Origin of the sequence: Microbacterium sp. CFBP9023 (genome assembly GCF_034045055.1) — a bacterium.
Taxonomy (GTDB): domain Bacteria; phylum Actinomycetota; class Actinomycetes; order Actinomycetales; family Microbacteriaceae; genus Microbacterium.
In genome coordinates, this window is sequence record NZ_JAXCWI010000001.1 from 458,987 (window position 1) to 471,385 (window position 12,399).

9 protein-coding genes are annotated in these 12,399 nt (G+C 66.8%); 5 read left to right on the top strand and 4 right to left on the bottom strand.

Annotation, left to right across the window (positions count from 1 at the left end):
- Nucleotides 1–12: 12 nt before the first annotated feature.
- Genes SOM10_RS02220 through SOM10_RS02230 form a run of 3 tightly spaced genes read left to right on the top strand, consistent with a single transcriptional unit; the run spans nt 13 to nt 1,709 of the window.
- Nucleotides 13–696: a transglycosylase SLT domain-containing protein gene (locus SOM10_RS02220; protein ID WP_320488201.1), complete on the top strand. Its 684-nt coding sequence runs from the start codon at nt 13–15 to the stop codon at nt 694–696.
- Nucleotides 697–705: 9 nt separating this feature from the next.
- A complete protein-coding gene (locus SOM10_RS02225) occupies nt 706–993 on the top strand; it encodes a hypothetical protein (protein ID WP_320488202.1) in 288 nt (95 codons plus the stop codon).
- A 2-nt stretch (nt 994–995) separates the two neighbouring features.
- Nucleotides 996–1,709: an alpha/beta hydrolase gene (locus SOM10_RS02230; RefSeq protein WP_295101719.1), complete on the top strand. Its 714-nt coding sequence runs from the start codon at nt 996–998 to the stop codon at nt 1,707–1,709.
- On the opposite strand, the gene SOM10_RS02235 is transcribed toward SOM10_RS02230, so the two are convergent.
- Nucleotides 1,706–2,767, bottom strand: a complete 1,062-nt coding sequence (locus tag SOM10_RS02235) for an AI-2E family transporter (RefSeq protein ID WP_053096001.1) — start codon at nt 2,765–2,767, stop codon at nt 1,706–1,708. The genes SOM10_RS02230 and SOM10_RS02235 overlap by 4 nt on opposite strands.
- A gap of 179 nt (nt 2,768–2,946) precedes the next feature.
- Here SOM10_RS02235 and SOM10_RS02240 point away from each other — a divergent pair, with 179 nt between their 5' ends.
- Together SOM10_RS02240 and SOM10_RS02245 are read left to right on the top strand one after the other, a co-directional pair.
- Complete coding sequence (locus SOM10_RS02240; RefSeq protein ID WP_187249581.1) at nt 2,947–4,965, top strand: glycosyl transferase; 2,019 nt, start codon at nt 2,947–2,949, stop codon at nt 4,963–4,965.
- Nucleotides 4,962–5,891 carry a tetratricopeptide repeat protein gene (locus SOM10_RS02245; RefSeq protein WP_072591237.1) on the top strand — a complete coding sequence of 310 codons (930 nt, stop codon included), beginning with the start codon at nt 4,962–4,964 and terminating at the stop codon, nt 5,889–5,891. The genes SOM10_RS02240 and SOM10_RS02245 overlap by 4 nt, the downstream gene beginning before the upstream one ends.
- Nucleotides 5,892–5,959: 68 nt before the next feature.
- Here SOM10_RS02245 and glgB read toward each other — a convergent pair whose 3' ends face one another.
- The 3 genes from glgB to glgX form a co-directional block, all read right to left on the bottom strand.
- Nucleotides 5,960–8,164: a 1,4-alpha-glucan branching protein GlgB gene (gene glgB / locus SOM10_RS02250; RefSeq protein WP_320488203.1), complete on the bottom strand. Its 2,205-nt coding sequence runs from the start codon at nt 8,162–8,164 to the stop codon at nt 5,960–5,962.
- Nucleotides 8,161–10,224: an alpha-1,4-glucan--maltose-1-phosphate maltosyltransferase gene (locus tag SOM10_RS02255; RefSeq protein WP_320489737.1), complete on the bottom strand. Its 2,064-nt coding sequence runs from the start codon at nt 10,222–10,224 to the stop codon at nt 8,161–8,163. The genes glgB and SOM10_RS02255 overlap by 4 nt, the downstream gene beginning before the upstream one ends.
- A gap of 76 nt (nt 10,225–10,300) precedes the next feature.
- Nucleotides 10,301–12,373, bottom strand: a complete 2,073-nt coding sequence (gene glgX / locus SOM10_RS02260; RefSeq protein ID WP_053096005.1) for a glycogen debranching protein GlgX — start codon at nt 12,371–12,373, stop codon at nt 10,301–10,303.
- Between the last annotated feature and the right edge of the window lie 26 nt (nt 12,374–12,399).

Below are 12,399 nucleotides of genomic sequence, written 5' to 3' on the forward strand. Positions count from 1 at the left end.
CTGCCACTCATCGTGAACTCCCGAAACGACATCACACCTCATCGCAATGACGTCACGCCGGTGCCTGCGTCGGCGGCGCTTTCGGCGCGCAGCGGTAGCCGCCGACGGGGCGTCGTCGGTTTCGTCAGCGCCCTCGCGGTCGTGGGTTTCGCGGCCGCGATGGTCGCCCCGACCGGCGTCGCGCTGGCTCAGCAGCCTGAGACGGAAGGCCCCGAGTCGGCGTACTCAGCGGCGCTCACGGAGACGCAGAATCTCACGGTGACCGCAGAGGGTGCCGCTATCGCACCGGTTCAGCGTGGATCGTTCTCGGTCTACGTGACGCCCAAGCCGACTCCCACCCCGACCCCGACGACCGCGTCGTCCGGGTCATCCGGGTCATCGAAACCCGGTCCCAGCGCTCCTCTGTATTACACCGGCGGGGGAGCCCCTGCGGAGTGGATGGCCGCAGCGGGCATCGCGGAGTCCGACTGGGGCTTCGTCGACTACATCGTCTCCCGCGAGAGCGGCTGGAACCCGAACGCGACGAACAAGTCCTCTGGAGCGTGTGGGCTCGTCCAGGCTCTGCCATGCAGCAAGGTTCCCGGCAACGGCTACGACCCGGTGGACAACCTGCGCTGGGCAACCGGATACGCCACGGGTCGATACGGAAGCTGGGCGGGCGCCCACGCCTTCTGGACGAACAACCACTGGTGGTGAGTCGGCCTCATGGCCCGCTCTCGCAGACGCCGTCCGGCGCGCCCTGACACCGACGATTCGCTCGATCGACTCCTCTCGTCCTGGAAGCGCACGGAAGTCCGTCGTGGTTCCGAGTGGACCGTCCAGCCGGTGTCGGCAGCTCAGGCGCTGAAGGAGTACATCTGTCCTGGGTGCGGGCGATCGGTTGTTCCCGGGACCGCTCACCTCGTGATCTGGCGCGCAGACGGGGTGCTCGGTGACGCCGCAGACCTCGCGGCACGCAGGCATTGGCACACACACTGTTGGAGGATTGCGTGAGCATGGAGATCCGTGGACCGATCGAGCTGCCTGCGCGGCGCGAAGACATCGCACTGGAGACCGCAGACGAGCTGACACTGGTCGGGGAGCTGGCGGTTCCCGAGTCGTCGGCGCCCGTGGCCACGCTCGTCACGCTGCATCCTCTCCCGACGGCCGGCGGGTTCATGGACTCGCACATCATCCGCAAGGCTGCCGCCCGTCTGCCTGCGCTGGCGGACCTCGCTGTGCTGCGCTTCAACACGAGAGGGACCACCTCTCCGCGTGGCACCAGCGATGGCGCGTTCGATGGGGGAGAGGCGGAGCAGTTCGACGTCGCGGCGGCGATGGGCTTCGTGCGCGAGCGCGGTCTTCCGCGCCCATGGCTGCTCGGCTGGTCGTTCGGCACCGAACTCGCGCTGAAGTACGGTCGGGAACACGATGTCGAGGGGATCATCCTCCTGTCCCCGCCACTTCACCGCGCCACAGACGCCGAGGTGGCGGAGTGGGCCGACTCCGATGCTGACGTCGTGGTGCTGGTACCCGAGCTCGACGACTACCTCCGCCCGGCCGAAGCACGCGAGCGCTTCTCCGCGATTCCGCATGCGAAGCTGATCGCCGTCGAGGGTGGCAAGCACCTCTGGGTGGGGGAGAGCCAGACTCGGAGAGTCCTCACCGAGATCGTCGCTGCCGTGAACCCGGCAGCTCTTCCGCTGCCGACGGAGTGGCCCGCCGACTAGAGCTCGTTCATGCGAGGGATCAGCACCTGCCGGTAGAGGATCAGGATGCTGGCTGCCACCGGAATCGCGATCAGCGCGCCGAGCAGCCCCAGGAGGCTTCCGCCCGCCAACGCCGCGACGACGACGACCGCTCCGGGTACGGACACGGCCCGGCTCATGATGCGCGGCGAGATCACGTACGCCTCGATCTGCATGTAGATGAGGTAGTAGATGGCGGCGGCGATCGCTGTCGCCGGTGATCCCAGGCCGGGGATCAGGCACACGAGCACGATGATGGTCGACCCCGTGAGGGTGCCGACGAGTGGAATCAGTGAGAAGAAGAAGGCGACGACGGCGAGCACGGCCGGGAACGGCGCATCGATGATCGTGAGGAAGATCATGCTCAGGATGCCGTTGATGACGCCCTGGGAGACCTGGCCCATGACGTAGTAGCCGACCGAATCGGTGATCTGCTCGGCCAGGTCGATGAAGCGCTCGCGCTTGGATGCAGGAGCGAGCTGGTAGACGGCGCGCTTGAGCGACGGTGTCGAGGCGGTCAGATAGATCGTCAGGATGAGGATGATGAACGCGCCGAACAGTCCGCTCAGCAGTGCCCCGCCGGCGGCGAGCACGCCCTGCCCGATGGACCCCCCGATCTGGGCGAGGTTCGTCTCCAGCCAGTCGGTCACATAGGCGAAGACGTCATCCACCTTGAGATTGGGGAACGTGTCGACCATCCACTGGCGCAGGTCGAGGAGAAATGTCCCGCGTTGGACGATGGCCGTGATCTCGGCGATGAGCTGCGAGATCTGGTCGACCAGCACGGGGATGACGATCAGGATGATCCCGGCGAAGATCCCGAGCACCGCGAGGATCGTGATGAGCACGGCGAGCCAGCGGGGGAGACGCCTGCGCTCGAGGAAGGAGACGAGCGGATCCAGGCCGAGACTGAGGAAGAGAGCCGTACCGACGTAGAGCAGCACGGTCGACAGGCTCTCCACGCTTCCGATCAGCAGGATTCCCAGTCCCACGCCGAGCGTCGCCACGAGGGCGGTGCGGAACGGGTTGTGGATCTTCATCGTTGCTCCTCGGAATGGGGGACTCTGCAAGCGTATCCACCGCACCACGACCGGCCGGGACGACGTGCCGCACGTGGTGCCGCATGCCCCTCGTGGGCAACACACAGGTGATTTCGCTAGTCTGAAATGTCGAGTGTTGCGACTCGGGCGTGCGTCCGGGCCGTGTGAGGAGACTATTCGTGCGTTTCGTATGGGCCGTCGTGGCCTTCGTGCTGGCTGCGGGACTGATCGCTGCGGGCATCGCGCAGCGAACCATCTTCATGGGTCCGTCGACTCAGGAAGTCTCAGTCGCTGCAGAGGAACCCGCCCCGTTTGTGCTGATGGACGGCGACGTCCTTCGTGAGCACCCGGGATCTCAGACCTTGCTGGTGCGCGGAGAGGGCGAGATCTTCGCCGCCTATGGCCGCACCGCCGACATGGAAGCGTGGCTTGCCGACTCGTCGTACAACCGCGTGACGGTCGGCGACGATGGTGACCTGGAAGTCGAGCTGGTCCCCGCCGGATCAGCACCGGAAGGTGATGGGGCCTCCGAAACCCCCGCCCCTGCCGAGACACCGGCCGCGGCCGAGACCCCGGCACCGGCGGAGACGCCCGCCGAGGGCGATGCAGCCGCAGAGCCGGGCCGCAACCCCGCCGGCTCCGACCTCTGGCTGGACTCCTTCACCGAGACCGACACACTCATCGCAGACAACATGCAGCTGCCCGAGGGCGTGAGTCTGATCATCGCGTACGACGGCACCGCCGACGCACCGGACGACATCGTGGTGTCCTGGCCGCTGGACACGTCCACCCCTCTCGCCGGACCGCTCATGGCGGCGGGCGCGGCGATGCTTCTCGTCGGACTCGTGCTCTACGTCCTCGCGATCCGGCACCAGCGTCGCGGGCGAGGACCGCGGCGCAAGGGCCCCGGCCCCCTTCCGGCCACCGAGCCGATCGACGTGGCTCAGCTGCCGCCATCGGAACGCGCGGCGATCGACGACACCTCGACCACCGCTGCCGGGGATGAGCCCGGTCGGACCGGCGCAGACTCCGACGCGGCAGCCGCCGGTGACCCGGGGGCAGTCGACGCCGCCGGTCCGAAGAACCCAGACCCCGATCGGAAGACGGAGATGCGTGCGCGACCTGTGAACCGTCGACGGCGCCTGCTCGCGGTCCCCGCCCTCGCCGTGACTGCGTTGCTCGCGAGCGGCTGCTCGCCTGACTCATGGCCGCAGCTCGGAGAGGGAACGCCCTCGCCGTCTCCCAGCGCGACGGTGATCGCCCCGGACAATCAGAAGCCCCCGGCAGTGACGGAGGCTCAGGCGAAGCGGATCCTGCAGGAAGTGTCGACGACCCTGTCCGACGCGGACGCGTCGATGGACATCGCTCTGGCCGGCACTCGTCTGGACGGCCCGGCGCTCACGGCTCGCACCACCGAGTACGCGCTTCGGACAGCTCTTCCGGAGACCGCACCGCCCGCCGCACTCCCGACCGATGACGTCGAGGTCGTGCTTCCCGAAGCCACCGACCGGTGGCCGCGCACGGTGCTCCTGCTCTCGAAGAGCGCTGACGACGACACCGTTCCCCCCGTCATCCTGACCATGACGCAGCAGGATCCGTGGTCGAACTACAAGGTCACGAACATGGCCGAGATGTCTGCGGATGCCGTCTTCCCCGACGTGGCTGCGTCGTGGCTCGGCACCTCGCTCGTTCCCGACGATTCCGCATTCCTCAGCATCCCGCCGGGAGAGCTTGCGGAGACCTTCGCCGACGTCGTCGACGCGGGCGAGGCCAGCCCTTCGTACGGCATGTTCGACGAAATCTCGCAGAACCTCGCCCAGTCGATTCGCGACAGCCGGCAGGCGGTCGTGCAGACGCTGGCGGACAACGGAGCGGCGGAGACTTCTCAGACCGCCTTCGACATCCTCCCGGCCGATTCCGAGCCGGTCTCGATGACCACGCTGGACAGTGGTGCGATCGTTGCCGTCTCGCTCATCGACACCGAATCGGTCACCCCGACGTCACCGGACGCCGTCATCCGACTGGAAGACGCGAATCCGCAGGCGAAGGCGCTGACGGGTGTCACGGAGTCCGCGAAGGGCTTCACGACCAAGTACGAATTCCAGCTGTTCTTCTCCGTTCCCGCGCAGGGCTCGACGGAGCAGATCCGACTCATGGCGGTCCGACAGGACCTACTCTCCGTCGAGGTGATCAAATGACCGATATCTCTCCCGCCGCGCTCCGTGGAGCCGTCGACCTCTCCTCTCTGCGAAACCGGCCCGCGGCTGCTGCCGCCGGAGCGCAGAGCCCTGCTCCCGGGGCCGTGGACATCGTGGTCGATGCGACCGACGAGTCGTTCGGTCAGATCCTCGAGCTCTCCCGGACAGTGCCGGTGGTCGTCGACCTCTGGGCCGAATGGTGCGGGCCGTGCAAGCAGCTGAGCCCCATCATCGAGAAGGTGACGCGTGAACTCGGCGGCAGGGTGCTTCTCGCGAAGGTCGATGTCGACGCCAACCCGCAGCTGGCCCAGGGATTCCGCGCGCAGTCGATCCCGATGGTCGTGGCACTCATCGCCGGTCAGCCGGTTCCGATGTTCACCGGTGCAGTGCCCGAGCAACAGGTCAGAGAGGTCTTCGCGCAGCTGCTTCAGCTCGCTGCTCAGAACGGGGTGACGGGCACGTTGAACGTCGGAGAGGCGCCCGAGGGCGAGCAGACGCCGGAGGAGCCGCCGATGCCGCCGCTGCACGCGGAGGCTTTCGCCGCGATCGAGAACGGCGACTACGCCGCGGCGGTCGTGGCATACGAGAAGGCTCTCGCGGAGAATCCGCGCGATGAGGATGCGATCGCAGGCCTGGGCCAGGTCCGTCTGCTCGACCGCGTCCAGAAACTCGATCTCCAGGATGCTCGGGCCGCGGCCGCAGCCGGACCCCTGGACATCCAGGCCCAGTTCGATGTCGCCGACCTCGACCTCGCGGGAGGCCATGTCGAAGATGCGTTCGGAAGGCTTCTCGACCTGTTCGCCCAGCTGCCCTCGGATGAGCGAACGCCCGTACGGGAACGTCTTCTCGAGCTGTTCGGCCTGATCGGGGTCGCAGATCCACGCGTCATCACCGCGCGCAACAGACTGTCTTCCCTGCTGTTCTGAGCTGAGAGTGCAGCGAGACGGCCCAGGCTCTGTCGGGCCGGGGCCGTCTCGCTGATCGGCAGAGGCTGTCAGCCGCGGCTGATCGTGGGCACGTGCGGGTCGCTCTCGTGGCGCAGCCAGATGGTCGACAGTGCGGGAACCGTGATCGTCGCCACGGCCGGTCCGTCGTCCTCCGAGTGCGCGACGACCATGCCGAGATTGCCGGATCCGCGACCGCCGTATTCTGCGGCGTCCGTGTTGAGGATCTCCTGCCACACGCCGGGGATCGGCAGCGCGAGGCTGTAACCGCTGCGCTCGACGCCGGCGAAGTTGCTGATCACCACGAGACGGCCGCCATGTGCGTCGCGGCGTTCGAAGGCGATGACATTGGGATCCCAGCTCGGGGCGCCGAGGCGTGAGAACGAGGATCCGTCGTTGTCCCGCTCCCAGAGCGGGGCCTGAGCGCGATAGGTGCGGTTGAGCTGTCCGACGAAACCCTGCAGCTGCGCGTGCGACGGCTGGTCGAGGAGCCACCAGTCGAGCTGGCGGGATTCCGACCATTCGGCGAGCTGCCCGAACTCCTGCCCCATGAAGAGGAGCTTCTTTCCGGGGTGACCCCACATGTATCCGAGGTATGCGCGGACATTGGCGAGCTTGTGCCAGTGGTCGCCGGGCATCTTCGAGACGAGGCTGCCCTTTCCATGCACGACCTCATCGTGGCTGATCGGCAGCAGATAATTCTCCCCGAACGCGTAGACGAACGAGAACGTCATCTCACCTTCGTGGTGCGCGCGATACATCGGGTCTCGTTCGATGTACTGGAGGGAGTCGTTCATCCAGCCCATGTTCCACTTGAACCCGAAGCCGAGACCCGCGTGGTCGGTGGGTGCGGTCACACCGGGGAAACTCGTCGATTCCTCAGCGATCATCAGCACGCCGGGGTGCAGGCGGTAGGCGGTTGCGTTGACCTCCTGGAGGAAGCGGATCGCTTCGAGGTTCTCCCGACCCCCGTGGATGTTCGGCTCCCACTCGCCTTCGTTACGCGAGTAGTCGAGGTACAGCATCGAGGCCACGGCATCCACTCGCAGGCCGTCGACATGGAACTCGCTCAGCCAGAACAGTGCGTTCGCGACCAGGAATCCGCGCACCTCAGGGCGGCCGTAGTCGAAGATGAGCGTTCCCCAGTCCTGATGCTCACCGCGACGAGGGTCGGGGTGCTCGTACAGCGGCTGTCCGTCGAACCTCGCGAGGGCGAACGCGTCTTTGGGGAAGTGCCCGGGCACCCAGTCCATGATCACGCCGATCCCGGCCTGATGCAGCTGGTCGATGAGGTATCGCAGGTCATCCGGGCTGCCGAAGCGACTGGTCGCCGCGTAGTACCCGCTCACCTGATAGCCCCAGGAGCCGCCGAACGGATGCTCGGCGAGCGGCATGAACTCGATGTGCGTGAAACCGGCCTCGGTGACGTGTGCGATCAGCGGTTCTGCGGCATCGCGGTAGCTCAGGCCTCCGCGCCAGGAGCCGAGGTGCACCTCGTAGACCGACAGCGGCTGAGCGACCGCGTGAGTCGCTGCCCGGCGGGTCATCCACGCGCCGTCTGACCATGCGTAGTCCGACCGCGTGACCACCGACGCGGTCTCGGGCGGCACTTGCGCGGCCTGCGCCATCGGGTCGGCCTTGAAGATCCAGGAGCCGCCGCGGGTGCGGATCTGATACTTGTATGTCGTTCCGACGGCGAGATCGGGGATGAACAGCTCCCAGACGCCACTCACGCCCATCGAGCGCATCGCGTGCGCTTCGCCGTTCCACCCGTTGTGATCTCCGACGACTCGCACGGCTGTGGCGTTCGGGGCCCAGACGGCGAATGCGACGCCGTCTTCGGCGTCTGCGACCGTCGCGTGCGCACCCAGCACCTGCCACAGCCGCTCGTGCCGCCCTTCGGCGATCAGATGGAGATCGACGTCGCCCAGAGTCGGGAGGTGCCGGTACGGGTCGCCGGTGATCGTCTCGTCGTCGTCGCCGTACGCGGTGGCGACGCGATACGCCACCGGGGCACCGTCGTGCTGGGCCTCCCAGATGCCGTGTGCGACGTGATCGAGCTCCAATCGGCTCCCGTCCTCGAAGACGGCTGCGACCGAGGACGCGAGAGGTCGGCGAGCGCGGATCACCGTGACGGTCCGGTCACTCGCATCCGTGAACGGGTGGGAGCCGAGCACCGCGTGCGGGTCGTGATGGGCGCCGGCTGCGACAGCCGCCCAGTCCGGTGATGTAGTGGCATCTTCGACGTAGCTCATGCTCGTCTCCTCACCTTCAGAATGTGCACCGGCTCGGCGAAGGCGTCGAGGCGCACGTAGTTGTGATCGGCCCACGTCCACACGGCACCGGTCAGGAGGTCCTCCACCTCGAACGGCTCGCCAGGTGGTACGCCCCAGATCGTTGTGTCGAGGTGCACGGTGGTCTCACGCACGGAGTGCGGATCGACGTTGGCGACGACGAGGATCGTATCGGAGTGGCCCGTGCCGGTGAACGCGGCATCGAGGTGCTTGCTGTAGACGAGCACCGAGTCGTCGTCGCTCCAGTGCACGGAGAGATTCCGGAGCTGTCGAAGAGCCGGGTGCTCACGGCGGATCTCGTTCAGTCGGCGCAGGAGAGGCGCAAGCGAGTCACCCGATGCCTCCGCGCCCTCCCAGTCCCGGAACTTGAACTCGTACTTCTCGTTGTCGATGTTCTCCTCGGAACCGGGCCTCGCCACGTTCTCGAAGAGCTCGTACCCGGCGTACACGCCGTACACAGGGGCGGCGGTGGCGGCGATGCAGGCGCGGATCCGATAGGCGGCGCGGCCGCCGAACTGCAGGTACTCCGTGAGGATGTCGTGCGTGTTCACGAAGAGATTCGGCCGCATGTAGTCGCTCGTCTCGTGTGAGACGCTGGTGAGGAACTCCTCGAGCTCCGCCTTGGTGTTGCGCCAGGTGAAATAGCTGTAGCTCTGTTGGAACCCCACGGCCGCGAGCGCACGCATCACGGCGGGTCGAGTGAACGCCTCGGCCAGGAAGATCACGTCCGGGTCCTGGGCGTTCACGGTCGCGATGAGCCATTCCCAGAACTGCAGCGGCTTCGTGTGCGGGTTGTCGACGCGGAAGATCTTCACGCCTTCGCGAACCCAGTGCTGCACGATGCGGAGCATCTCCTGGTAGATACCGGCGGGATCGTTGTCGAAGTTCAGCGGGTAGATGTCCTGGTACTTCTTGGGCGGGTTCTCTGCGTAGGCGATGGTGCCATCCGGGAGAGTGGTGAACCACTCGGGGTGCTCATCGACCCACGGGTGGTCCGGAGAGGCCTGCAGTGCGAGATCGAGAGCGACCTCCAGCCCTTCGTTCTTCGCCGCCCTGACGAATGCGCGGAAGTCGGCCGGCTTGCCGAGTTCCGGGTGGATCGCATCGTGGCCGCCGTCAACGGAGCCGATGGCATACGGTGAGCCCGGATCGCCTGGCTCCGTCGTCAGAGTGTTGTTGCGTCCCTTGCGGTTGGTCGTTCCGATCGGATGGATCGGCACCAGGTAGATGACGTCGAAGCCCATGGCGGCGACAGCGGGAAGACGTTTGGCGGCTGTCCTGAACGTACCGCTCTTGACAGTGCCGTCCTTCAGGCGTTTCGCGCCCTCCGAGCGGGGAAAGAACTCGTACCAGGCACCGACGCCTGCGGCGGTCCGCTCCACGAGCAGAGTGTGCGTGGCAGATGCTGAACGCAACGTCATGAGAGGCCGCTCATGGAAGAGACCGCCCAGCTCGGCGTCGGTCGAGACCGCGGTGGTGGTCTCTGCATCGCCCCCCGCCAGTGCGGTGGCGAGTTCGCTGATGCGTCTGCGCTGAGCCGCAGGGCGATCCTTCTCTTTCGCTGCGCGCGCGAGAAGTTCGGCGCCGAGGGCTGCCATGACCGGCACATCGACGCCCGCGGCGACCTTCACCTCGGCGGCGTGCGCCCAGGTCGCGAAGTCGTCGGAGAACGCCTCGAAGCGAAACGCCCACGGGCCCTGCATGTCCACAGCGACCTCCGCTGCCCAGCGATCGCTCCCATCGAGCAAGGGCGTCAATCGGTGCAGGGACTCCTCGCCGTTCGGGGCCGTCAACCGAAGCTGAACCCCGATCAGGTCGTGCCCTTCACGGAAGGCGACGACGCTGAACGGCACCACCTCGCCGACGAACGCCTTGGGCGCGAAGCCTCCGGGGACGGACGGTGCGCCGCCCACCAGAGGAATTCGCGTCGCGACGAGTCCGTCGCCGTCCGAGACGGCGCCCAGCGGGCGCGACGGGATCTGCGCGGGGCTTCGGAGAGCCTTCGGACTGATGCTGCTCATACGTGCGGCCACCCCCCGAATGTACCGCTCGCGGCGTGAAGCGGGTAGCTCGCGGAGGGCCCCGGCGCGCCGCCGTTCATTCCACGCGGAAGAGTCGCATGGAGGTGCCGGGGATGGGCAGGACGTCGCCGGGGGCGAACACCTCGCCGCCGTCTTGCGGGCGGTCGTCGGCGCTCGACCACAGCGAGACGAAACGCGTCGCCTCCTCGAGGTCGTCGGGCAGACGCACGTCGATGGGCGACTCCGTCCCGTGCACGATGAGGAGGATCCGATTGGCCGATTCGCGATCGGGGGTCGAGGCCGCCACATACTGCAGAGTGCGGTTACCAGGGTCCGTCCACTGCTGGCTCTCCATCGTCTCGCCGTTCTGGTCGAACCAGTCCATGACAGAGGCGTTGGGGATGTGCTCACCGAGTCGGGCGTACCGGCTGGGACGCAGGGCGGGATTCTCGGAACGGAGCTGGATGAGTCGAGCGACGTGTGCGCGCAGGTCCTCCTGCCACGGTTCCGCGTCCCAGCCGAGCCACGTCATCGACGAATCCTGGGCGTAGGCATTGTTGTTTCCGCGTTGCGTCCGACCGACCTCATCGCCGGCCGTGAGCATGGGGATCCCGGCTGACAGCAGCAGGGTGCCGAGCAGGTTGCGCATCGCCTTTCGCCTGGCAGCGAGGATCGCAGGGTCGTCGGTCGGCCCCTCGATACCGTGATTGAAAGCCCGATTCATGTCGGCACCATCGCGATTCTGTTCGCCGTTCGCCTCGTTGTGCTTGACGTCGTACGACACGAGGTCGTGCATGGTGAATCCGTCGTGCGCGGTGACGAAGTTGATGCTGGCCAGCGGCCCCCGAACATCGGCGAAAGTGTTCGACGAGCCGGCGAGACGCGTCGCGAAGCCCCCGATGCCGACCGGAGCGGACGCACGACGCGCATAGTCGATGTCGCTCAGCCAGAAGTTCCTGACCCGGTCGCGGTAGCGGTCGTTCCACTCCATCCAGCCGTTCGGGAAGTTGCCGGTCTGCCAGCCGCCCATGCCGACGTCCCACGGCTCGGCGATGAGCTTGGTGTCGCGGAGGATCGGATCGTTCGCGATGGCGGTGAGAAGCGGGTGCTCGGGCGTATAGGTGTGCGAGCCGTCGCGCGCGATCGCGGCCGCGAGATCGAAGCGGAATCCGTCGATCTGCATCTCCTGCGCCCAGTAGCGCAGCGAGTCGAGCACGAGGCGCGCTCCGGCATCGGTCGAGGTGTCGAGCGTGTTGCCGCAGCCGGTCGTGTCGATGTACGCGCCTGATGCGTCCTGTCGGTAGTAGCTGGCGTTGTCGATGCCGCGCAGACTGGACCGAGGTCCACCGAGGCCCTCTTCCGACGTGTGGTTGTACACGACGTCCAGGATGACTTCGAGTCCGGCTTCGTGCAGCAGTCGCACCATGCCTTTGAACTCGGCGAGAACGGCCTCGGGGCCGCCCTTGCGTGCGTCCTCAGTGGCGTAGGCGTTGTGCGGTGTGAAGAAGTTGAGGGTGTTGTAGCCCCAGTAGTTCGTGAGGCCGCGCTCGAGCAGGCGAGGCTCCGGAACGAACGCCTGGACGGGCAGGAGCTCGATCGAGGTGATCCCGAGCGAGTGGAAGTACTCGATCATCGCGGGATGCGCGAGTCCGGCGTATGTGCCGTGCAGCGCCGGGGGCACATCGGGCTGACGCTTGGTCAGCCCCTTCAGGTGCCCTTCGTAGATCACGGTGCGGTCGAGCGGTATCCGTGGCTTGACGGACTCTCCCCAGTCGAACCCGTCGACGATCACCACGGAGCGCCACTCCTCGTAGCCGTCGCCCTGCGCGAGACCGCGAGCGTAGGGGTCGAGGAGCAGAGTCTCGGGGTTGAACGTGTTCCCCGGCCCGTGTGGCCCTCCGACGCGGATCGCATACCGGGTGCCGGGCTGGAGCAGTTCTGTCGTCACCTCCCAGATGCCGCCGGGAAGGCGCGCGAGATCGACCTGGTCGATGACCCAGTCGAGGTCGGTGGCATCGAAGACGACGAGTTCGATGGAGGACGCGTTCTGCGACCAGACGCGGAGGGTTCCGACGCCGTCGTGAAGGCGCACACCGAGGTTGTCGAGTGCAGTACCGCCGGGCACGGTGATGTCTCGGATCGCGGGCATGAGTACACCATAGAGGTCTGCGCTCG

Excerpts from the sequence above, each read along its gene's own strand:
- SOM10_RS02225 (WP_320488202.1), top strand. The coding sequence starts at position 706 with ATGGCCCGCTCTCGCAGACGCCGTCCGGCGCGCCCTGACACCGACGAT.
- SOM10_RS02230 (WP_295101719.1), top strand. The coding sequence starts at position 996 with ATGGAGATCCGTGGACCGATCGAGCTGCCTGCGCGGCGCGAAGACATC.
- SOM10_RS02235 (WP_053096001.1), bottom strand. The coding sequence starts at position 2,767 with ATGAAGATCCACAACCCGTTCCGCACCGCCCTCGTGGCGACGCTCGGC.
- SOM10_RS02245 (WP_072591237.1), top strand. The coding sequence starts at position 4,962 with ATGACCGATATCTCTCCCGCCGCGCTCCGTGGAGCCGTCGACCTCTCC.
- glgB (WP_320488203.1), bottom strand. The coding sequence starts at position 8,164 with ATGAGCTACGTCGAAGATGCCACTACATCACCGGACTGGGCGGCTGTC.
- SOM10_RS02255 (WP_320489737.1), bottom strand. The coding sequence starts at position 10,224 with ATGAGCAGCATCAGTCCGAAGGCTCTCCGAAGCCCCGCGCAGATCCCG.
- glgX (WP_053096005.1), bottom strand. The coding sequence starts at position 12,373 with ATGCCCGCGATCCGAGACATCACCGTGCCCGGCGGTACTGCACTCGAC.